The sequence below is a fragment of the Sulfitobacter sp. TCYB15 genome (assembly GCF_040435955.1).
GTDB classification, from domain to species: Bacteria; Pseudomonadota; Alphaproteobacteria; order Rhodobacterales; family Rhodobacteraceae; genus Sulfitobacter; species Sulfitobacter pontiacus.
The window spans coordinates 2,912,212-2,932,955 of record NZ_CP159193.1; the positions used below are offsets into that span (position 1 = coordinate 2,912,212).

Annotated in this window: 19 protein-coding genes and 1 other RNA gene; 11 read left to right on the top strand and 9 right to left on the bottom strand. The window is 61.2% G+C overall.

Features of this window, described 5'->3' with window-relative positions; all coding sequences use genetic code 11:
* Positions 1-2: 2 nt before the first annotated feature.
* Positions 3-1,952: an extracellular solute-binding protein gene (locus ABM428_RS14160; RefSeq protein ID WP_132998171.1), complete on the bottom strand. Its 1,950-nt coding sequence runs from the start codon at positions 1,950-1,952 to the stop codon at positions 3-5.
* Positions 1,953-2,139: 187 nt separating this feature from the next.
* Positions 2,140-2,649 (bottom strand): cytochrome c family protein, encoded by a 510-nt coding sequence (locus ABM428_RS14165; RefSeq protein WP_005850037.1) that lies wholly within the window; start codon positions 2,647-2,649, stop codon positions 2,140-2,142.
* A gap of 132 nt (positions 2,650-2,781) precedes the next feature.
* On the opposite strand from ABM428_RS14165, the gene ABM428_RS14170 reads away from it, so the two are divergent.
* Positions 2,782-3,630 carry a prephenate dehydratase gene (locus ABM428_RS14170; RefSeq protein WP_132998170.1) on the top strand — a complete coding sequence of 283 codons (849 nt, stop codon included), beginning with the start codon at positions 2,782-2,784 and terminating at the stop codon, positions 3,628-3,630.
* A gap of 23 nt (positions 3,631-3,653) precedes the next feature.
* On the opposite strand, the gene ABM428_RS14175 is transcribed toward ABM428_RS14170, so the two are convergent.
* Together ABM428_RS14175 and nudC are read right to left on the bottom strand one after the other, a co-directional pair.
* On the bottom strand, positions 3,654-4,121 hold the full coding sequence (locus ABM428_RS14175; protein ID WP_005850040.1) for an SRPBCC family protein: 468 nt from the start codon (positions 4,119-4,121) through the stop codon (positions 3,654-3,656).
* A gap of 36 nt (positions 4,122-4,157) precedes the next feature.
* Positions 4,158-5,126 (bottom strand): NAD(+) diphosphatase, encoded by a 969-nt coding sequence (gene nudC / locus ABM428_RS14180; protein ID WP_353628020.1) that lies wholly within the window; start codon positions 5,124-5,126, stop codon positions 4,158-4,160.
* Between the two features lie 148 nt (positions 5,127-5,274).
* Here nudC and ffs point away from each other — a divergent pair.
* Positions 5,275-5,372: signal recognition particle sRNA small type (gene ffs / locus ABM428_RS14185), an RNA gene on the top strand.
* 236 nt (positions 5,373-5,608) lie between these two features.
* Here ffs and ABM428_RS14190 read toward each other — a convergent pair.
* Complete coding sequence (locus ABM428_RS14190) at positions 5,609-6,454, bottom strand: neutral zinc metallopeptidase (protein WP_005850043.1); 846 nt, start codon at positions 6,452-6,454, stop codon at positions 5,609-5,611.
* 63 nt (positions 6,455-6,517) lie between these two features.
* Here ABM428_RS14190 and ABM428_RS14195 point away from each other — a divergent pair, with 63 nt between their 5' ends.
* From ABM428_RS14195 to recR, 4 genes are all read left to right on the top strand, one after another.
* Positions 6,518-6,880, top strand: coding sequence for a DUF202 domain-containing protein (locus ABM428_RS14195; protein ID WP_037966831.1), 363 nt, complete (start codon positions 6,518-6,520; stop codon positions 6,878-6,880).
* Between the two features lie 34 nt (positions 6,881-6,914).
* On the top strand, positions 6,915-8,663 hold the full coding sequence (locus ABM428_RS14200) for a DNA polymerase III subunit gamma/tau (RefSeq protein WP_353628021.1): 1,749 nt from the start codon (positions 6,915-6,917) through the stop codon (positions 8,661-8,663).
* 110 nt (positions 8,664-8,773) lie between these two features.
* Positions 8,774-9,118 carry a YbaB/EbfC family nucleoid-associated protein gene (locus ABM428_RS14205; protein WP_005850050.1) on the top strand — a complete coding sequence of 115 codons (345 nt, stop codon included), beginning with the start codon at positions 8,774-8,776 and terminating at the stop codon, positions 9,116-9,118.
* A gap of 72 nt (positions 9,119-9,190) precedes the next feature.
* Positions 9,191-9,784, top strand: a complete 594-nt coding sequence (gene recR, locus ABM428_RS14210; protein ID WP_005850052.1) for a recombination mediator RecR — start codon at positions 9,191-9,193, stop codon at positions 9,782-9,784.
* A gap of 12 nt (positions 9,785-9,796) precedes the next feature.
* On the opposite strand, the gene ABM428_RS14215 is transcribed toward recR, so the two are convergent.
* The 3 genes from ABM428_RS14215 to ABM428_RS14225 are packed head-to-tail and all read right to left on the bottom strand — an operon-like array spanning position 9,797 to position 12,017.
* Positions 9,797-10,744 carry a 3-hydroxyacyl-CoA dehydrogenase NAD-binding domain-containing protein gene (locus ABM428_RS14215; protein WP_353628022.1) on the bottom strand — a complete coding sequence of 316 codons (948 nt, stop codon included), beginning with the start codon at positions 10,742-10,744 and terminating at the stop codon, positions 9,797-9,799.
* Positions 10,737-11,315 (bottom strand): histidine phosphatase family protein, encoded by a 579-nt coding sequence (locus ABM428_RS14220; RefSeq protein ID WP_005850056.1) that lies wholly within the window; start codon positions 11,313-11,315, stop codon positions 10,737-10,739. The genes ABM428_RS14215 and ABM428_RS14220 overlap by 8 nt, the downstream gene beginning before the upstream one ends.
* A 30-nt stretch (positions 11,316-11,345) precedes the next feature.
* Positions 11,346-12,017: a TetR/AcrR family transcriptional regulator gene (locus tag ABM428_RS14225; RefSeq protein WP_005850058.1), complete on the bottom strand. Its 672-nt coding sequence runs from the start codon at positions 12,015-12,017 to the stop codon at positions 11,346-11,348.
* Between the two features lie 519 nt (positions 12,018-12,536).
* On the opposite strand from ABM428_RS14225, the gene ABM428_RS14230 reads away from it, so the two are divergent.
* The 5 genes from ABM428_RS14230 to ABM428_RS14250 all read left to right on the top strand — a co-directional run bounded on the left by ABM428_RS14230 (position 12,537) and on the right by ABM428_RS14250 (position 20,116).
* Complete coding sequence (locus tag ABM428_RS14230) at positions 12,537-14,750, top strand: NADP-dependent isocitrate dehydrogenase (RefSeq protein WP_341205093.1); 2,214 nt, start codon at positions 12,537-12,539, stop codon at positions 14,748-14,750.
* A gap of 216 nt (positions 14,751-14,966) precedes the next feature.
* Positions 14,967-16,451: a phosphomannomutase/phosphoglucomutase gene (locus ABM428_RS14235; protein WP_132998165.1), complete on the top strand. Its 1,485-nt coding sequence runs from the start codon at positions 14,967-14,969 to the stop codon at positions 16,449-16,451.
* 91 nt (positions 16,452-16,542) lie between these two features.
* Entirely contained in the window at positions 16,543-17,667 is a 1,125-nt protein-coding gene (gene gmd, locus ABM428_RS14240) for a GDP-mannose 4,6-dehydratase (protein WP_132998164.1), read from the top strand.
* Between the two features lie 4 nt (positions 17,668-17,671).
* Positions 17,672-18,640: a GDP-L-fucose synthase gene (locus tag ABM428_RS14245; protein ID WP_353628023.1), complete on the top strand. Its 969-nt coding sequence runs from the start codon at positions 17,672-17,674 to the stop codon at positions 18,638-18,640.
* 54 nt (positions 18,641-18,694) lie between these two features.
* Entirely contained in the window at positions 18,695-20,116 is a 1,422-nt protein-coding gene (locus tag ABM428_RS14250; RefSeq protein ID WP_353628024.1) for a mannose-1-phosphate guanylyltransferase/mannose-6-phosphate isomerase, read from the top strand.
* Between the two features lie 75 nt (positions 20,117-20,191).
* On the opposite strand, the gene ABM428_RS14255 is transcribed toward ABM428_RS14250, so the two are convergent.
* The gene (locus ABM428_RS14255) at positions 20,192-20,737 is read right to left on the bottom strand and encodes a biotin transporter BioY (protein WP_009825393.1); all 546 of its coding nucleotides are present in this window, start codon (positions 20,735-20,737) and stop codon (positions 20,192-20,194) included.
* Between the last annotated feature and the right edge of the window lie 7 nt (positions 20,738-20,744).

Genomic DNA, 20,744 nt, shown 5'->3' on the forward strand with positions numbered 1-20,744 from the left:
GTTTACCTCAGTGCGCCCGCAGCGCGCAAGGCGTCTGCTTTATCGGCATTGTACCACCAGAAATCGAGGTAGCCCAAAGCGTAAGGCGGCTGCGTTTCGGGGTGTTCGTACTGGTCGTAATAGGCGGTCCAGAAACTGTCGTTATACCAGGTCGGGATCATGAAAAATTCATAGCGCAGTGCCCGATCCAGCGCCATCAGGCTGGCGTCCTCTTCCTCTTTCGTGTCGGCTGCCAGCGACGCGGTCACAATCGCATCTACCAGCGGGCTGGCAAGCCCTGCAGGGTTGAACAGCGAATAGGCCGCCGCCTCTGACCCATAGCGTTGTTCCAGCCCGGTGCCTGTGCCCAGAAACGCCCCATAGCTGTCATAGACCATGTCGTAATCGCGGTCCCGTTCGCGGGCCGTGTATTGGGAACTGTCGACTTTCTCGAGCACGGCATCAATGCCCATGTTCTGCAAATTCGACATAAAGTTTTCAATCACCGCCGACAGCGTCGCCGACCCCGAGGAGTTCAGCAAGAACCGCAACTGCAAGGGTTTGCCCTGCGCATTATAGCGTTTTCCATCATCGCCCACAGCCCAACCGGCCTCGTCCAGCAGCTTCATTGCGCGGCGCAGGTTGCGACGGTCCGACAGGCGGCTCGCATCCGACGTATGCGGCATCACCGCATCTTCCGTCAGCAGTTCGGGCGGCACGACGTCGCCAAGGCTTTCCAGCAGCGCCAGTTCCGCCCCTTGGGGTGCGCCCGTGGCCATCAGGGGCGTGTCCTGCGTAAACGACGCCCGCTGTTTGAACAGCCCGTATTGCAGCGATTCATTGGTCCATTCGAAGTTGAACCCCAGGGCCACGGCCTCGCGCACGCGCTTGTCCTGCAAGACCTCGCGGCCAAGGTTGAACACGATGCCCGAGGGCGTGGGGGGCGACCCGTCGGGGATATCCTCTTTGACCACCTGCCCTGCGGTCACCTTGGGGAAGTCATAGGACGACGCCCATTGTTTCGAGCTCCCCTCGGTGCGGAAGGTATATTCACCCGCCTTGAAGGCCTCGAACGCGGAATTTTCGTCGCCGAAGTATTCAACGCGGATTTTATCGAAATTATTGCGGCCCACGTTGAACGGCAGGTCCTTGCCCCAGTAATCGGGGTTGCGTTTATAGACGATGCGACGGTTCACATCGATGCTGTCGATCATATAGGGGCCGGACCCGGGCGAGGTTTCCAGTCGCGATTCGTCGAGCCGCGCGCCGGTTTCCTCGTACCATTTCTTCGACCACGCGGGCACGCCGCCGACCTGTTCGATCAGGCTGCGCCGGGACACGCCGGGGCTGAAATAGAACTTGATGGTGTAATCGTCGATCACCTCGACCTTGGGGATCAGCTTGCGCACTGCATCGGCATAGGATTTCAGCCCCTGATCCAGCAGCAGGTTGTGGCTGAAGGCGATGTCATGGGCCGTCACCGGATCGCCGGTCGAGAATTTGGCGTCCTTGCGCATGTGGAACACCACCCAATCCTTGCTCTCGGGGTATTCAAGGCTCTCGCACAGCAGGCAATAGGCTTCGCCGTAAACATCGGCGGGCACGATCTCTCCGCCGACGCCCTCGCCGAGCAGGCTTTCATACATCACCGTGCTCAACGCGCCGCCACGACCCTTGCGCGAATAGGGGTTCATCGAATCAAACGTCCCGAGGGTAGAGATTGAAATCTCGCCGCCTTTGGGGGCGTCGGGGTTCACATAGTCGAAATGGGTGTAATCGGCGGGGTATTTCAGATCGCCGTAAAAGGAATAGCCATGCGCGGTGATGATCTTGTCACTGCCCTGCGCGGCGTCATCCTGCCCCCAAGCAGCACCGCCCAGCATCGCGGCCCCGAAAACAAGCAAGGCCGCGCCAGCGACGCGCAGCATGGGGGTTTGCGATTTTGTGTCAGCACGGGCATGGGTCCGGGGCATCGGGCGTATCCTTTATAACAACAGGCGATAGACGAGGGTCGTCGCGGCAGATCACTGCCGGATACACGCTAACGGCCCGACCGCCCAAGTTACAAGTTGCGAATATGTTACCTGACTGAAAACAGGGCACTTCACAGCAAAAGGCCGCCCACGAGGGGGCGGCCTTGCAATCGGGATATGGGGTGGATCAGTTGTCCAGGCTGTCGAGATAGGCGATCACATTCGCCCGGTCTTCGATCTTGGGCAGACCCGCGAAACCCATCGTGGTGCCTGGCGCGAAACCCGCAGGCTTGGTCAGGAAGGCGTTCAGGTTCTCGGGGGTCCATGTCTCAGCCACTTTCTCAAGCGCGCCGGAGTAGGACGCATACCCGTCAGCGGAATCAACCGGACGCCCGACAACACCGTAGAGGTAGGGACCAACCGCATTCGCACCATCTTCAACCTTGTGACAGGCGGAACATTTGCGGAAAACCTTTTCACCCTTGGCCGGATCAGCAGCCGCCATGATTTCAGCGAAATCGACTTCTTCAGCGGGCTCACCGCCACCAGAGGCGTCTGCCACTTCAATGACATAGCCTTGTTCGCCATGCGCTTCGGCATGATAAAGCTCTTCGCCCGCGAATTTGCCAAGCAGAAGGACAAGCCAAGCGCCAAACAGGCCGGCAGCGATTTTGGTAACGGTCATTGTATCGAACATGCGTGAAGGTCCATCGTTGGTATTCGGGCATCGTATTGCAGGCGTATCTATTGCTTTCCCTTCGTCGGGGCAAGGTGTAGTTACCGCGACCAAACGCCATAGTTGGCAACGGCTTGAAGAAGGATGCCCCTGATGACCAGTAAAACCGCGCCGCGCATCGCTTTTCAAGGTGCTTTGGGGGCCTATAGCCACGAAGCCTGCCTGCAAGCCCGCCCCGACATGATCCCCGTGCCCTGCATGACCTTCGAAGGGGTGATCCGCGCCGTGCGCGAAGGCCGCGCCGATCTGGCGATGCTGCCGGTCGAAAACTCGACCTACGGGCGGGTTGCGGACATCCACCGGCTGCTGCCGCAAAGCGGGCTGCGCATCATCGCAGAGGCTTTCGTGCGCGTGCGCATCAGCCTGATGGCCCATGACGGCGTGAAGCTCGAAGACATCAAACACGTGCGCGCGCATATGGTGCTGATCCCGCAGGCGCGCAGCTGGCTGGACGCCCATGGCATCACCTCAGAGGCAGCGGCGGACAGCGCAGGGGCTGCGGCGGATCTTGCGGTGTCGGAGGAACGCGATATCGGCGTGCTGGCAAGCGAGGTCGCAGCGGATATTCACGGGCTCAAGGTGCTGGCCCGCGACATCGAGGATCTGGACCATAACACCACCCGCTTTTTGCTGATGTCGCCCGAGCTGGACCAGACCCGCCGTGCGGAAAACATGCTGACCACCTTTGTCTTTCAGGTGCGCAACATCCCGGCAGCACTTTACAAGGCCATGGGCGGTTTCGCGACCAATGGCGTCAACATGACCAAGCTGGAAAGCTACATGGCAGGCGGGTCGTTCACGGCGACACAGTTCTATGCCGATATCGAAGGCCACCCCGAAGACCCCGCCGTCGCCCGCGCGCTGGAGGAGTTGGCGCATTTCACCAACTTCATCGATATTCTGGGCGTCTACGCCGCGCATCCTGACCGTCACGGCCAGTAAACGCGGCAATCACCGCAAACCCCCTAGCGGGGTTTGTGGTAGCGGTCTTCCATGTCCTTGGCGTAGTCGCCGACGCGTTTCTTGAACTTCTTGGTCAGCGAATTCTTGGCCAGTTTCAACGACTGCACCAGCAGACGGGCCGACAGGTTTTGCGGCTTGAGCTCTAGCGCGACCATGATGCGGGTGCGGCTGCGTGACAGGGCGACGAGATCAAAGCTCATGTCGCCGGTCAGCCCCTGCGAACGGGTGTTCAGCTTCATTTCGGTCGGGCGGTCAAAACGGTCCATCTCGACCTGAAGCTCGCGTCGTTTGCCGCGCATGTCAAAGGCAGCTTCCCACTGCATCCCCGGCCCCGCTTCTGCCAGCCGGTCCACGCGCTGCACCTCTGCGCCGCGGCGCATGGCGGCGCGTTCGAACTGGTCAAATTCGCACAGCATGTCGAATACCGCATCAATCGGCGCGTCGATGTCTTCTTTGGTGGAAAATTTCATGTTCTGCCTTGTTCGTCGTCTTTCCCGAAGGTTGCCTTAATCCAGCGTATCCGCAAGCCAGTTTTCCAGCAGGAAATGCGCAATCGCCCCCTTTCGGGCCGGTTTGATCTTGGGGTGTTGCCCGGCAAAGACATCCATCATGTCCTCTTTCGACACCCAAAGGGCCTCTTCGATCTCTTTGGGGTCGATGGTGATCGCGTGGCTTGTCGCCTCTCCGGCGCAGCCGAACATGAGCGATGCGGGAAACGGCCAAGGCTGACTGGCAAGATAGCTGACCTGACCGACCTGCACGCCCGCCTCTTCAAACACCTCGCGGCGCACGGCGGCTTCGAGCGTTTCACCCGGTTCGACAAACCCCGCCAAAAGCGAGAACATCCCCTCGGGCCAGCCCGGCGACCGCCCCATCAGGACAGAGTTGCCGTGGGTAATCAGCATGATCACAACCGGATCGGTGCGCGGAAAATGCGACGCGCGGCACGCGGGGCAGTTGCGTTGCCAGCCTGCGTCATTCACCACGGTTTCAAAGCCGCAGCGGGCGCAGTAGCCGTGATTTTCGTGCCACGCCAGAATGGCCTTGCCGGTCGCGGCCAGTTCGGCGTCACGCGGGCTGAGCCACGTCATCACGCGGCGCATTTCGACGAAAGCATAATCGGGCGGCAACATCGGGTGGCGCTGTTCGCTTTGATCGACGAAAGACCCCAGCTGGCGCGGGTCGAAGTCATCGGGCATCCACGGCGACAGGTCATAGGCAAACCGCGCGGCCCCCTCTTCGCGCCCCAGCAAGATCGGGGCAGAGCCGGCATCCGCCAGAACGGGGTGATCCAGCGGCAAACGCACAACAGACGCGGGGCGCGCGGGGTTGATCAGGACCTTGCCCCGCCAGAACAGAATGGCGCGGGCGGCATCATCGGCGCGCAATGCGGCCACGGCCTCCTTGTCGGCGCGAACCTCTCCGGCGCGGTCAAGCGATGACCCTCCGAAAGTGACCGTTTCGGCGTGCTTCATGCGTATCCTCCCGTTTGCGTGCACCATGCCTATTGGCCAAACCGCGCGATGCCAAGGCTGCATGGCGCCGTGCCCGCTAAAAACGCCCGAGGAAAAAACGCCTTTGGGCCTCTCTTGCATCCCATCCGGCCCTATACTATATGGGCGGTGAGAGGTTGGTGCGGGCAGGTGCCTCGCCAACCCGGTCAGATCCGGAAGGAAGCAGCCGTAACGAGACCCACTTGGGTCGTTATCAGCCTCTCACCCCAGCGTATTTTGCGCAGCAAAATACGCGTCGCCCCCCAGGGTCATCCAAAGGATGGCCCAAGAGGGGCACCCCACCCTGCCATAATATAGATTGCTTGTTGTCCCTGCCCCGCAGCGCCCCGATGCGGTTGGCTATCGGCATTTCGGCACGGCCACAGGCAACAGGTCAGGTTACCCATGGGTAACTTAACCTGTTGTTTATACTCATTATTTTTCCGTTATGGCATCGAACGCTGTTACAGCTGCTCTGCCGCGAATGTGTCGCATTGGCCGACCTGACCGCTATCGAACCCGCGCTGGAACCAGCTGGAGCGCTGCTCGGACGTGCCGTGGGTAAAGGTGTGGGGCTGGGGGACGCGACCGGCCTGACGTTGCAGGTGATCATCGCCGATCTTGCGTGCGGCGTTCAATGCCTCGTCCAGATCGCCCCGCTCCATCAGACCTTTGACGTTCTTGGCCCAGATGCCCGAGAAACAATCGGCCATCAGCTCGAGCCGCACGGTCAGGGCGTTCGCCTCGGCGGTAGAGGATTGGCGGCGCAGCGCGTCGACCTTGGGCAGGATGCCCAGTTCGTTCTGGACGTGGTGGGCGACCTCGTGGGCAATCACATAGGCGGCGGCGAAATCCCCGCCTGCCCCCATGCGCTGCGCCAGAAGATCAAAGAATTGCGTGTCGATATAAGCCTTTTCATCCGCAGGGCAGTAGAACGGCCCCGTCGCGCCAGAGGCCCCGCCACAGGCACTTTGCGTGACGTTGGAAAAGACAACGAGCTTTGGCGGCACATATTCACGACCCAACTGCTGCGGGAAAATCTCGCCCCAGACATCTTCGGTCGTGGCCAGCACCTGGGCGGTGAACTGCGTGGCCTGCGCGTCAGAGTCAGAGACCGGCGCACCCTGCTGGGTTTGCGGCGCGCCGCCCCCGTTCAGCAAGGGCGATACGTCGATGCCGGTGAAATAGCCGATCGCCAGCACCGCCAAAACGCCGACGATCCCCAGACCGCCCGCACGCCCGGCACCGCCCCCGCGCCCGCCGCGACGGACCTCTACGTTTTTGCTTCTTCTGATGCCGCGCAACCGCATAAATCTGTCCCCGTTATGTCAAATATTATTGTCAGCGTAACGCGCGACGCGCACAATAGTTCAATGAATAAAAGCAATGAGCTGGCCGAGAACCGCACCGACTGGGCCGAAGACCGCACGATTTTGGCGAACGAGCGCACCTTTGCAGGATGGATGCGCACGGGGATGGCGTCGCTTGCGGTGGCGATCGGGCTTAAGGCGGTGTTCGGTGATTTTGATCCGACATGGGCCGCGAAAAGCGTGGCGACGATCTTTGTCGTCGCGGCGGTCTATATTTTCTGGGCGGCCCATGATGCGGCGACCAAGACGCTGGACCGGCTGAACGACCACCATGCCAATGCGCAACCCAATGCGCGGATGAAGACGCTGGCGGTGATTTTCAGCTTTGCCTCGGTTGCGGTTGGCGGCATCCTTTGGATGCTCTAGGTTCAGGGCTTCAATCGAATCTTGCAGGATCGTCATGACAGCACCCTCTGCCTATCGCGTATTGGCCCGCAAATACCGGCCTGAAACCTTTGCCGATCTGGTCGGGCAGGACGCGATGGTGCGCACGCTGAAAAACGCGTTCGAGGCGGACCGCATTGCGCAGGCGTTTATCATGACCGGCATCCGCGGGACCGGTAAAACGACGACGGCGCGGATCATTGCCAAGGGGATGAACTGCATCGGGCCGGACGGCAATGGCGGGCCGACGACGGAACCCTGCGGGGTCTGCGAAAATTGCGTCGCCATCATGGAGGGCCGTCATGTCGACGTGATGGAGATGGACGCCGCATCGAACACCGGTGTCGGCAATATCCGCGAGATTATCGACAGCGTGCATTACCGCGCGGCCTCGGCCCGGTACAAAGTCTATATCATCGACGAGGTGCACATGCTGTCGACCGGCGCGTTCAACGCGCTGCTCAAGACGCTTGAGGAACCGCCAGAGCACGTCAAATTCATCTTCGCCACGACCGAGATCCGCAAGGTGCCCGTGACCGTTCTGTCGCGCTGCCAACGCTTTGATTTGCGCCGGATCGAACCCGAGGTGATGATCGCGCTGATGCGCAAGATCGCCACCGCCGAAGGGGCCGAGATTGCGGAGGATGCGCTGGCGCTGATCACCCGTGCCGCCGAAGGGTCGGCGCGCGATGCCACGTCCTTGCTGGATCAGGCGATCAGCCACGGGGCGGGCGAAACGACGGCGGTGCAGGTGCGTGCGATGCTGGGGCTGGCGGATCGCGGGCGGGTGCTGGACCTGTTCGATATGATCCTGCGCGGCGATGCGGCCGGCGCGCTGGACGAGCTGGGCAACCAGTATTCCGACGGGGCCGACCCGATGGCCGTGCTGCGCGATCTGGCCGAGATCACCCATTGGGTATCGGTGGTCAAGATCACCCCCGATGCCGCCGAAGATCCCACCGTCTCGCCCGAGGAACGCAGCCGTGGCGTCACCATGGCGGAAACCCTGCCGATGCGGGTGCTGACCCGTCTGTGGCAGATGTTGCTGAAAGCGCTGGACGAGGTGGCAAGCGCGCCCAATGCGATGATGGCCGCCGAGATGGCCGTGATCCGCCTGACCCATGTCGCCGATCTGCCCAGCCCTGAAGAGCTTGCCCGCAAGCTGGCCAATACCACGCCTCCTCCCGCTCCGCCGCAGGGTCCGGGGGGCGGGGCCGCCGTGCCCGCCGGGGGTGGATCGACCAGCGCTATGGGCAGCCAGCAGATGTCGGGCGGGCCAGCGGGGGGCGCGACGATGGCGGCACTTGCCCCGGCGGTGGCGCAGGCTTTGGCGCATTACCCGACGTTTGAACATGTGGTCGAGCTGATCCGCAGCAACCGCGACGTGAAACTGTTGGTGGAGGTCGAGACCTCGGTCCGGCTGGCGGCCTATCAACCGGGGCGGATCGAATTCACCCCCACCGACAGCGCCCCCCGCGATCTGGCGCAGCGCCTTGGCACGCGGCTGCAACTGTGGACCGGCAACCGCTGGGCCGTGACCATCGTGGGCGACAGCAGCGCCAAAACCATCGCCGAGGTCCGCGACGCCAAGGAAAACGCGCTGAAATCGCAGGCGGAAAACCACCCGCTGATGCAGGCCGTCATGGCGAGCTTTCCGGGGGCCAAGATCCTGTCGATCCGCACGCCCGAGGAAATCGCCGCCGCCGCCGTGTCCGAAGCGCTGCCCGAGGTCGAGGATGAATGGGACCCTTTCGAGGACGACTGACCCCGCCTGCCCCTGCTCTGCCCGCGACCTGTCCACGCCGGGGCACCCCTTGTCGGGGGGCGGCAAAGACCGCATATACGTAAGCAAATAAAGCTACAGGAGACGACCACATGCTTAAAGGTTTGGGTGCCATGGGTGACATGGCCAAGATGATGAAAACGGCACAGCAGATGCAGGGCAAAATGGCGCAGCTGCAAGAAGACATGCACAATATCATCGTCGAAGGGGAATCCGGTGCCGGTCTGGTCAAGGCGACCTGCACCGCCAAGGGCGAGCTGAAGTCGCTGGATATCGATCCGTCGATCTTCAACGGCGACGAGAAAGAAGTCGTCGAGGACCTGATCCTCGCCGCGATCAAGGACGCGCAGACCAAAGCCACCGACCGCGCCCAGTCAGAGATGAGCAAGCTGACCGAAGGCATGGGTCTGCCTGCGGACATGAAGCTGCCGTTCTGATCCTTCCAAATGGGGTTAAATCCTCGCCGAAGGCATTAAACTCTTTCACACCAACGCCATGGGGGTCCACAGATGAGCAGCACACGCGACATTGATGCGCTCATCGACCTGATGGCGCGGCTGCCCGGATTGGGGCCACGCTCGGCCCGCCGGGCGGTGCTGCATCTGATCCGCAAGCGCGCGCTGTTGCTGACGCCTTTGGCCGATATGATGCAGACCGTGGCGGCGACGGCGCGCGAATGTATCAACTGCGGCAATGTGGGGACCGCCGATATCTGCGACATCTGCACGTCGGAGAAACGCGCCAATGGCGAGATCTGCGTGGTCGAGGATGTTGCCGATCTGTGGGCGATGGAACGGTCGGGCGTGTTCAAGGGGCGTTATCATGTGCTGGGTGGCACGCTGTCGGCGCTGGATGCCATCGGCCCGCAGGAATTGCGCATCCCCCGACTGATGGACCGTGTGCGCGACGAGGCCGTGTCGGAGGTTATTCTGGCGCTGAACGCCACCATCGACGGGCAGACCACGGCGCATTATATCGCGGACCAGCTTGAGGGTCAGGTGCGGTTGACCTCTCTGGCCCAGGGTGTGCCGATCGGCGGGGAACTTGATTACCTGGACGATGGGACGATCACTGCCGCGATGCGCGCGCGCAAATCGATCTAGGGTCGCGTGGCCTCAGGCTTTCCGATCCGCCAGCCGTTTGCGCATCTGTGCAAGTTCGATCAGGGCGGCGTCGCGTTCGGCCTCTAGCTGGGCGATGCTGCGGCCTGCGGCCTCAATGCTTACCCCGTCGACCAGACGTGCGCAGGTATCGGCGTCGAGCGTAGGCGCGCCGAGATTATCCCAACGTTTCTGCTGGCTTGGCCCGAGATGGGCCAGATAGCCCGCCATGCCTCCGGCACCCCCGCCAAGGTGATAGGCCATATGCGCCCCCAGCACCGACCAGCGCAGCCCCGGGCCGTTGACCAGCGCCTGATCCACCGCGTCGACATCGGCGATGCCCTCGGCGACGATATGCACCGCCTCGCGCCAGAGCGCCGAGGACAGCCGGTTGGCGATATGCCCCACCGCATCTTTTTTCAGCCGCACGGGCGCGGAGCCGAGGCTGCGGTAGAACCTTTCGGCCCAGTCGAGCACCTGAGGATCGGGGCCGTAGACTTCGACCAGCGGCACCAGATGGGGCGGATTGAAGGGATGTGCGGTGATCAGCCTGTCGGGGTGCTGCATCCCCGGCACAAGATCCGACCACGGGTGCGCCGAAGTGCTGGAGGCAATGATCACATCCGGCGCGACGATGCCTTCGATCTGTGCGTAAAGCTGGTGTTTGAGCGGCACGTTCTCGGGCGCGTTTTCCTGGATCAGCACCACGTCTTGCAGGGCGTCTTGCAAACTCTCGTGGGTTGAAAGCGCGCCTTGGGGGGCCGCCCCTGCCGAGATTTCTTGCAGTTGCGCCAAGGGGCCCGCGACGCGGGCGGCGAAACCGTCGCGGGCACCTGTGTCAGGGTCCCACGCGCGGACGGTGTGGCCTGCGTGCTGGAACAGCGCGGCCCAGCTTGCACCGATCAACCCGCAGCCGATGACGGCCACGGTGCAGGGGGGCATCATCGAGGTCGTGTCAGTCAACCGACAGCACCGTTTCCTGCCCGTTTTCAAGCACATAGACGCAGCCCTGCCGGTTTGACAACTGGCCCAGCTCGGCGCGGCTCAACCCGCAGAGCGCACCGCGCAAAAGCTGGCCGCTAAGCCCGTGAGCAACCACGACGGTGGGTTCGGTCAGCGTGTCGACAAAGGCATTCACCCGCGCCTGAAACACGTCAAAGCCTTCGCCACCGGGGGCGGCGCAATAGAATTCCATATGCGGGCTTTGCGCCGTGATGCCTTCGGGCAGGTTCTTGAAGATATCGGCGCGCAGGTGGCCTTCCCAATCGCCGGCGAAAATCTCTTTCAGACGATCGTCGGTCTGGTAGTCCCGCCCGCCAAGGGCGATATCCGCGGTCTGGCGCGTGCGTTTGAGCGGCGACACGATGCAGGGCGGGTTATCCGCAAGGATAGGGGCCATCAGCTCGGCCTGCTGCTGCGCATGGACCCTGCCCCGTTCGGAGAGCACGGATTCGGTCTGGCCCTGCACCCTCCCTTCTGCGTTCCATTCGGTTTCACCGTGCCGCAGGAACCAGACTTTGGGATAGGATTTCATGACGTGGGGCCTTTTATCGCGTTGAGTTGCCTAGCACTTTGGCTCAAGCGCGCGCAGAACGCCACCCACACAAAAATCAAGCAAGAGCGGGCGATACACCATAGGGCTTTCGCGCCGATCACTTTGCGACAGGCCCGCAATGCGGATGCCACTTGCGACGATAGACACCATCGAGGACACGGTCAGCGACAGCACCGCGGCAAGCTGTTCACGGTCGGCATCAGGACGCAGACGCGCCATTTCATCAAGGTAGATAGAGGCGACGCGATCATAAAGCGGCCCTGCTTCGCGGTAATAGCGTTCGTCAGACATGATCCGCGCCACCAGCTGCGCATAGGCCCGCCATTGCGGATCCCCGCGCGAGGCGATTTCGAGATACGGGGTGACATAGGCGTCGATCAGCGTTTCCAGCGTAAGCCGCTCTGTCGATTTGAGCGCATCGAGCCGCGCCATCCGCATGGCGTTGAGCGTTTCGACCCGCCGTTTCAGCACGGTCACGAAAAGCTCTTGCTTTGTACCACCGTGAAAGCCGACCACACCCAGCGTGACTTCGGCCTCGCGCGCGATCCGGCGGATGCTGACCGCATCAAAGCCAAGCTCGGCGAAGCACCGCTCTGCCGCGTCGAGCACGCGTTCGCGGGTGATCTCGCCGCGGGCGACGCGACCATCCTTGCTTGTGCCGTCTTCCTTTCGGTCCGTCATGACACCCCGGTCCCTCTGATCAGGCCATCAAGGTGCATGACCTGCGCGTTGCGCGGTCCGGCAGTGGTCACACATGCCCCGCGACTGTTATTATTGCGGCGCTTCAGCATTTTTTACAAACTTTATCAAAAATCAAAGTAAACCAGTTCGTTGCCTCGGGATTTGGGTGCGCTTAGCGACATCGGCTTTGGTTTGCGACCAAGAATTGCACCGAATCACCTGTTACCAGAGGGCACATCCCCCTGATGGTTGAACAAATAGGCAGCGTGACACGGTATGGGTTCATTGCCTGCACTTACCGCGTGTGTGAGCGTTAACGGCATCAACCCCGCTCGGCCCAAGGAGAGGTGAGTGATTCGTTTTGCAATGCTGCGGGGGGCGCTATGTCGTGGCTTGGGCATCGCCCTGCGCGTTTCGCCGCCGCTGGTCGCAGTTTCGCTGCCTTCGCGACGCGGGGGAGGTGGATATTTCAAACTAAGTGTACTATCGCATACCAAACTTCAGGAAAGGCTGGATACCATGGCTGAGACACAGACACCCGACATCATTTACACGCAGGTCGATGAGGCCCCCGAACTGGCAAGCTATTCGCTGCTGCCGATCATCCGCAGCTTTGCCGATGCGGCAGGGGTTTCTGTGGGCACCCGTGATATCTCTTTGTCGGGGCGTATTCTGGCGGCCTTCCCCGACGCGCTGACCGAGGCGCAAAAACAGTCCGACGATCTAGCGATCCTGGGCGATCTGGTGAAAACGCCCGACGCCAATGTGATCAAGCTGCCGAATATCTCTGCCTCGGTGCCGCAGCTGGTGGCCGCGATCAAGGAATTGCAGGGTCAGGGCTATGCGCTGCCCGACTATCCCGAAGCGCCAAGCACCGACGCGGAAAAGAAAGCCCGCGCGGCCTATGACGCGATCAAGGGCTCTGCGGTGAACCCCGTTCTGCGCGAAGGCAATTCGGACCGTCGCGCGGCCAATGCGGTCAAGAAATACGCGATGGCGAACCCCCATTCGATGGGCACATGGTCCAAGGACAGCAAAACCAAAGTATCGTCGATGTCGGGCGGTGATTTCTTCTCGAACGAGAAATCCTTGACGCTGACCGAGGCGCAGGCTGGTGCCGCCAAAATCGTGCATGTTGCCGCCGACGGGACCGAGACCGTGTTGAAGGATGGCGTTTCTTTCCCCGCGGGCACTGTGGTCGACACCACCTTCATGTCTGCCAAGGCGCTGGACAAATTCCTGGCCGAGCAGATCGAAGAGACCAAGAAAGACGGCACGCTGTTCTCGTTGCACATGAAAGCGACGATGATGAAAGTATCGGACCCGATCATCTTTGGCCACGCGGTGCGGGAATATCTGAAGCCCGTCTTCGACAAATACGGTGACGCGTTGAAAGCGGCCGGTGTGAACCCGAACGCAGGCATCGGCGACATGATGGAGCGGATCAAGGACAATGCCGAAATCACCCAAGCCGTCAAAGACGCGATGGATGCACGCCCGCCGATGTATATGGTGAATTCCGACAAAGGGATCACCAACCTGCACGTGCCATCCGACGTGATCATCGACGCGTCCATGCCCGCGCTGATCCGCGCTGGCGGCAAGGGCTGGGGCCCCGACAACAAGGAACACGACACCAACTGCGTGATCCCCGACAACTCATATGCTCCGGTCTATGAAGAAAGCATTAATTACTTCAAGGAAACCGGCGCGCTGGACCCGACGACCTCGGGCACAGTGCAGAACATCGGTTTGATGGCGCAGAAGGCCGAGGAATACGGGTCGCACCCCACCACCTTCGAGATCCCCGCGGACGGCACCGTGAAAATGATCGCCGCCAATGGCGACGTGATTTCCGAGCACAGCGTCGAAGCGAACGACATCTGGCGCGCGGCCTCGGCCCGCAAGGCCCCGATCGAGGACTGGGTGCAGCTGGCCATCGACCGTCAGAAAGCCGAAGGCTGCGAGGCGATCTTCTGGCTGGACGAGAACCGCGCCCATGACGCAGAGCTGATCGCCTACGTAAAGCCGATCCTTGAAGCCAAGGGCGTGGCCGACAAGTTCCAGATCATGTCCCCCGCCAAGGCCACGCGCCAGACGCTGGAGACAATCCGTAAGGGCGAGAATTCGATCGCGATCACCGGCAACGTGCTGCGCGACTATCTGACCGACCTGTTCCCCATTCTGGAACTGGGCACTTCGGCCAAGATGTTGTCGATCGTCAAGCTGATGCAGGGCGGTGGCCTGTTTGAAACCGGCGCGGGCGGGTCTGCCCCCAAGCACGTGCAGCAGCTGGTTGAAGAAAACCACCTGCGGTGGGACAGCCTGGGCGAGTTCTGTGCGCTTGGGGAGAGCCTCAAGTTCCTCGCGGACCAGAAGGACAATGCCAAGGCCGCCGTCCTGGGCAAAGCCGTAGATGCCGCGACCCAAGGCATTCTGGACAACAACAAGTCGCCATCGCGTAAAGTGGGCGAGCCGGACAACCGCGCCAGCCACTATTACTTTGCCCTTTACTGGGCGCAGGCGCTGGCCAGCCAGAGCGACGACGCCGCATTGGCCGAACATTTTGCCCCCATCGCCGAAAAACTGGCGGCGAATGAGGACAAGATCATGGCCGAGCTGGCAGAGGTTCAGGGCAAGCCTGTCGATCTGGGCGGGTACTTCCATTCGGACCCCGCCAAGACCGAAGCGGTGATGCGCCCCTCGGCCACGTTGAACGCCATCATCGGCTAAGGCACCACAGCATCGCGACCTATCCGCCCCGTCCTTTTGCAAAAGGGCGGGGCGTTTTCTTTGGGAACCATTCGCAGGCACTGCCGGTTGTTTGACCGGCACCTTGCCGCCCCGTCGGCAACAAACCGTCCCGCGCCCTTGCTGTCAGTTGATCCCTGCACGCATTCCTTCTATCGAAGAGGGCAGTATTTTAACGCTGATAGATCAGGATATTTCATGACCAAGCCGTTGCCCAAAGTCACGCCGAACACATGGGAATTTCTGCGCGACCCCATGATCGCCCCCACCGGTTTTCGCGAATATGACGCGCGCTGGCAGTACCCCGAGGCGATCAACCTGCCGGGCATCACCGCGCTTGGGCTTGGTCTGGGCACGCAGATGCAACAGCGCGGGATCGAGCCCGTTATCGCTGTGGGCAATGATTACCGCGACTATTCCCTATCGATTAAAAATGCGCTGATTTTGGGCCTGATGCAGGCGGGTATTCACGTTAAGGATATCGGCCCCTGTCTGTCGCCCATGGCCTATTTCGCGCAATTCCATCTGGATGCGCCAGCGGTGGCGATGGTCACCGCGTCGCATAACCCCAATGGCTGGACCGGCGTGAAGATGGGCTTTGAACGCCCGCTGACCCACGGCCCCGACGAGATGGCAGAGCTGCGCGATATCGTTCTGGAAGGGCGTGGCGAACAGCGCGACGGCGGCAAGTATGAATTCGTCGACGGTGTGCGCGAAGCCTATCTGGATGATCTGGTGGGTGACTTCAAAATGACCCGTAAGCTCAAGGTCGTCTGCGCCACGGGGAACGGCACCGCGGCCGCCTTTGCGCCCGAACTGTTCCGCCGTCTCGGGGTCGAGGTGGTCGATAGCCACAACACGCTGGATTACACGTTCCCGCATTACAACCCGAACCCCGAAGCGATGGAAATGCTGCATGATATGTCCGACAGCGTAAAAGCCTCGGGCGCGGATTTCGCGCTTGGGTTTGACGGCGACGGCGACCGCTGCGGCGTGGTGGATGACGAGGGCGAAGAGATTTTCGCCGACAAGATGGGCGTCATCATGGCGCGCGATCTGTCCGCGATTTACCCCAACAGCACCTTTGTCGCGGATGTGAAATCGACCGGGCTTTATGCCTCTGACCCTGTTTTGCAGGCCAATGGGGTTACGGCGGACTATTGGAAAACCGGCCACAGCCACATGAAACGGCGGGTCAAACAGTTGGGCGCGCTGGCGGGGTTCGAGAAGTCGGGCCACTACTTCCTGGCTGAACCCATCGGGCGTGGCTATGACTGCGGCATGCGCGTCGCGGTCGAAGTCTGTAAACTGATGGACCGCAACCCCGACATGAAGATGTCGGACCTGCGCCGCGCCCTGCCCCACACATATTCCACCCCCACCATGTCGCCCTATGCGTCGGACGAGGACAAATACGATATCCTCGACCGGATCGTCGCCAAGTTGAAAGACGTGACCGAGTTGGGCGGCCGCCCCGTGAAAGAGGTCGTGGCCGTGAATGGCGCGCGGGTGATCCTGGACAACGGCAGCTGGGGGCTGGTGCGCGCCTCTTCGAACACGCCGAACCTTGTGGTGGTCTGCGAAAGCTCTGAATCCGAGGAAGAATTGCGCGCGATCTTCGCCGATCTGGACGCGGTGATCCGGACAGAGCCGGAGGTTGGCGACTACGACCAAACCTTCTGATTGCATCAAGACTCGCCAGAATCCTCTAAGTTGAGTAAATGTTGATGTGTCTGCCCCCTCGGGCAGGCACATTTTTCGTTTAGGGGCCCTGATGGTAAAACGCGCGCTGATCACCGGTATCACCGGTCAAGACGGGTCCTATTTGGCGGAGTTGTTGCTGGACAAAGGATACGAGGTGCACGGGATCAAGCGGCGGTCGTCATCTCTTAATACGCAGCGGATTGATCATATTTATCAAGACCCTCACGAGGATAACCCCGATCTGATCCTGCATTATGGCGATCTTACCGACAGTTCGAACCTGACGCGGATCATGCGCGAGGTGCAGCCGGACGAGGTCTATAACCTTGGCGCGCAAAGCCATGTCGCGGTCAGTTTCGAGACGCCCGAATATACGACAGAGGTGAACGCCAACGGGGCCCTACGGTTGTTAGAGGCGATCCGGTTTCTGGGGTTGGAAAAAAAGACCCGCTTTTACCAAGCATCAACTTCTGAGCTGTATGGCTTGGTCCAAGAGACACCACAGACGGAGGAAACACCCTTTCACCCGCGCAGCCCCTATGCGGTTGCCAAGATGTACGCCTATTGGATCACGGTTAATTATCGCGAGGCCTATGGGATCTATGCCTGCAACGGCATCCTTTTTAACCACGAAAGCGCCCGCCGTGGGGAAACCTTTGTCACGCGCAAGATCACGCGCGGCTTGGCCAATATCGCGCAGGGGTTGGAGGGGTGTCTTTATATGGGCAATATCGACGCGCTGCGCGATTGGGGGCACGCCAAGGATTACGTGCGCATGCAGTGGATGATGCTGCAGCAGGACGTGGCGGAGGATTTCGTGATCGCCACCGGCGTACAGTATTCCGTGCGCCAATTCATCACGTGGTCGGCGGCAGAGCTCGGGATCACCCTGCGGTTCGAAGGGACGGGCGTGGATGAATATGCTGTTGTCGATAGCGTTGTTGGGGAGGATGCCCCCGCGGTCAGCCCCGGCGATGTGGTGATGCGCATTGACCCCCAGTATTTCCGCCCCGCCGAGGTGGAGACGCTGCTGGGGTCGCCCGCCAAGGCGAAGAAGAAACTCGGGTGGGAACCGCAGATCACCGCGCAAGAGATGTGTGCAGAGATGGTGGCGAATGACCTCAAGGTCGCGCGGCGGCATGCGTTGTTGAAAGAGCACGGGCTGGATCTGCCGATCCCGCTCGAGAACGGATAGGCCCATGCGGAAGATCTATATCGCTGGGCATCGTGGCATGGTCGGCGGGGCGATCTTGCGGCAGTTGCAGGCGCGACAGGATGCTGGGGAGGCGTTGGAACTGGTGACGCGGACCCGTGCAGAACTGGACCTGACCGATCAAGCGGCGGTGCGCGAATTTATGCGTTCTGAGGTGCCGGATGTGGTGATCCTCGCCGCAGCCAAGGTTGGCGGGATCATGGCGAACAACACATATCCCGCTGAGTTCATTTACGAAAACCTGATGATCGAATGTAATGTGATCCATCAGGCGTTCGCGGCGGGGGTTCAACAGCTGCTACAACTGGGCAGCTCTTGCATCTATCCGCGCGACGCGGCGCAGCCGATGGCGGAAGATGCCCTGCTGACCGGCCTACTTGAGCCCACGAACGAGCCCTACGCCATCGCCAAGATCGCGGGCATTAAACTTTGCGAAAGTTATAATCGGCAATATGGCGTGGATTATCGCAGTGTGATGCCAACGAATCTCTATGGGCCGGGGGATAATTTTCATCCGCAGAACAGCCATGTTTTGCCCGCCCTGATCCGCCGTTTCCACGCGGCCACGCGCGACGGGGCGGCGGAGGTTGTGATTTGGGGCAGCGGCAAACCGATGCGGGAATTCCTGCATGTGGACGATTTGGCGGAAGCGTCGCTGTTTGTGCTCGACCTGCCGCGTGATGCCTACGCTGCGCAGACGCACCCGATGCAAAGCCATATCAATGTCGGCACGGGCCGCGACATCAGCATCGCGGCGCTGGCGGGGATGGTGGCGGAGGTGACGGGGTTCAAAGGGCGGCTGGTGTTCGACACGTCGAAGCCAGACGGGACGATGCGCAAGCTGATGGATGTCTCGCGTCTGGCGGATATGGGGTGGCGCGCGCGGATCGATCTGAAAGACGGGCTGCGCGAGACGTATGATTGGTTTTTGCGACAGGATCGCCTGCGCAGCTAAATCTCTCGCATTTGATTAATCTCTCGTTAGAATTTTTCAGATTAACTGCCTCTCATGATGCACGCTATTCTCCTTTGCGGCGGGTCGGGGACGCGTCTTTGGCCCCTGTCGCGCAAATGCTACCCCAAACAGTTTGCCAAGCTGATGGGGGATGAAAGCCTGTTCCAGATTTCGGCAAAGCGTCTGACCGGCCCCGGATTCGCCCCTCCGATTGTGGTGACGGGCGACCCGTTCCGGTTCATCGTGACCGAACAACTGGCGCAGGTAGAACGGGCGGCGCAGGCGATCCTGATCGAACCCGAGGGACGCAATACCGCCCCTGCGATCCTTGCCGCGGCGCTGTATATTGCGCGCAGTGACGCGCAAGCGCTGATGCTGGTCGCCCCGTCGGACCATGTGATTCCCGACTGCGATGCTTTTGTCCAGACCGTTCAAGCCGCGGTGCCGCGCGCGCAGGCCGGTGATCTGGTGACCTTTGGCATCACGCCTACGCGGGCCGAAACGGGCTATGGCTATCTTGAGCTGGCCGAGGGGGCGGATGCGAGCGCCAAAACCCCGCAACCCCTTGCGCGCTTTGTCGAAAAGCCGGATCGCGCACAGGCGCAGGGGATGTTGCAGGCGGGGAATTTTCTGTGGAATGCCGGGATCTTCCTGTTCACCGCGCAGACGATTATTGACGCCTATCAGACCCACGCGCCCGAGATGGTGCGCGCGGTGCGCGCATCGCTTGACGGGGCGACCTCTGATCTGGGGTTGACCCGTCTCGCGCCCGAGGCTTGGGGGCAAGCCGATGATATCTCTATCGATTATGCGATCATGGAGAAGGCGGATAACCTCGCGGTGATGCCGTTCGCCGCCGGATGGTCCGATCTGGGCGGTTGGGATGCGGTCTGGCTGGAAAGCGGGCCTGACGCGGCGGGAAATGTCTGTTCCGACAATGCCACGGCGATTGATTGTGCGGGCACGCTGCTGCGGTCGGAAACCGACGGGTTGCAACTGGTCGGCATCGGGCTGGACAATATCATCGCCGTCGCCATGGGGGACGCGGTGCTGGTGGCGGATAAATCGCAAGCGCAGCGGGTGAAGGAAGCGGTTGATGCGCTTAAGCAACGGGATGCCAGCCAAGCGGTCCAACTGCCGCGCGATTACCGCCCGTGGGGGTGGTATGAAAGCCTTGTGATCGGCGGGCGGTTTCAGGTGAAACGCATCGTGGTGAACCCCGGTGCTGCCCTGAGCCTGCAAAGCCATCACCACCGGTCGGAACATTGGATTGTGGTCGAAGGCACCGCGAAAGTGACCGTGGATGACACCGTGAAACTGATCAGCGAGAACCAGTCAGTCTACATCCCGCTTGGCTCCGTGCACCGGATGGAGAACCCCGGCAAACTGCCTATGGTGCTGATCGAGGTGCAGACCGGCAGCTATTTTGGCGAAGATGATATTATCCGCTACGAGGATGTCTATGCGCGGGGGTAAGGCTTCGTCTGCCTTGGCAACGAAAAAAGCGCCCCCCTCTAGGGGCGCTTTCGCTGTTTCAGGCTTTGCGTCGGATCAGCTGCGCGACAGGACGCTGGCGGGGCGCGCTTTGGCCAGACCGCTGGTAATAAAGCCTGCAAGCACCGCTTTGATCAGGTCACCGGGGATGAACACGGTCACCAGCGCGGCGGATTCCAGCAGCGATTTATCCAGCGCGATCGACAGGCCGATGATCCCGAAGATATAGAGCACGACGATCCCGCCGATGACCGAAGCAACCGCCGCAACGATGGTCAGCGAGGGCCCGTACCATTTTTCGACGATCAGGCCGGTGACAAAAGCCGCCACGGGGAAGCCGATCAGGAAGCCCGAGGACGGCAGCATGAAGGCACCCAGCCCCCCGTTGCCACCGGCCAGAAGCGGCAGCCCCAAAGCGACCAGCAGCAAGAAGAGCAGCACGGCCAGCGCGCCGCGTTTGGCCCCCAGCACGGTCCCGCAAAGCATGATGCCCAAGCTTTGCGCCGTGATCGGCACGCCAAAGCCAAGCGAGAATTTCGGGATCAACGCAAGTGCTGCAATCAGGGCAGCGAACAGCGCAACGAGGGTCAGGTTACGTTCCATAACAAAG

Bases quoted from the DNA above. Each gene is read 5' to 3' on its own strand.
- ABM428_RS14160 (WP_132998171.1), bottom strand. From the start codon at position 1,952: ATGCCCCGGACCCATGCCCGTGCTGACACAAAATCGCAAACCCCCATG.
- ABM428_RS14165 (WP_005850037.1), bottom strand. From the start codon at position 2,649: ATGTTCGATACAATGACCGTTACCAAAATCGCTGCCGGCCTGTTTGGC.
- ABM428_RS14170 (WP_132998170.1), top strand. From the start codon at position 2,782: ATGACCAGTAAAACCGCGCCGCGCATCGCTTTTCAAGGTGCTTTGGGG.
- ABM428_RS14175 (WP_005850040.1), bottom strand. From the start codon at position 4,121: ATGAAATTTTCCACCAAAGAAGACATCGACGCGCCGATTGATGCGGTA.
- nudC (WP_353628020.1), bottom strand. From the start codon at position 5,126: ATGAAGCACGCCGAAACGGTCACTTTCGGAGGGTCATCGCTTGACCGC.
- ABM428_RS14190 (WP_005850043.1), bottom strand. From the start codon at position 6,454: ATGCGGTTGCGCGGCATCAGAAGAAGCAAAAACGTAGAGGTCCGTCGC.
- ABM428_RS14195 (WP_037966831.1), top strand. From the start codon at position 6,518: ATGAATAAAAGCAATGAGCTGGCCGAGAACCGCACCGACTGGGCCGAA.
- ABM428_RS14200 (WP_353628021.1), top strand. From the start codon at position 6,915: ATGACAGCACCCTCTGCCTATCGCGTATTGGCCCGCAAATACCGGCCT.
- ABM428_RS14205 (WP_005850050.1), top strand. From the start codon at position 8,774: ATGCTTAAAGGTTTGGGTGCCATGGGTGACATGGCCAAGATGATGAAA.
- recR (WP_005850052.1), top strand. From the start codon at position 9,191: ATGAGCAGCACACGCGACATTGATGCGCTCATCGACCTGATGGCGCGG.
- ABM428_RS14220 (WP_005850056.1), bottom strand. From the start codon at position 11,315: ATGAAATCCTATCCCAAAGTCTGGTTCCTGCGGCACGGTGAAACCGAA.
- ABM428_RS14225 (WP_005850058.1), bottom strand. From the start codon at position 12,017: ATGACGGACCGAAAGGAAGACGGCACAAGCAAGGATGGTCGCGTCGCC.
- ABM428_RS14230 (WP_341205093.1), top strand. From the start codon at position 12,537: ATGGCTGAGACACAGACACCCGACATCATTTACACGCAGGTCGATGAG.
- ABM428_RS14235 (WP_132998165.1), top strand. From the start codon at position 14,967: ATGACCAAGCCGTTGCCCAAAGTCACGCCGAACACATGGGAATTTCTG.
- gmd (WP_132998164.1), top strand. From the start codon at position 16,543: ATGGTAAAACGCGCGCTGATCACCGGTATCACCGGTCAAGACGGGTCC.
- ABM428_RS14245 (WP_353628023.1), top strand. From the start codon at position 17,672: ATGCGGAAGATCTATATCGCTGGGCATCGTGGCATGGTCGGCGGGGCG.
- ABM428_RS14250 (WP_353628024.1), top strand. From the start codon at position 18,695: ATGATGCACGCTATTCTCCTTTGCGGCGGGTCGGGGACGCGTCTTTGG.
- ABM428_RS14255 (WP_009825393.1), bottom strand. From the start codon at position 20,737: ATGGAACGTAACCTGACCCTCGTTGCGCTGTTCGCTGCCCTGATTGCA.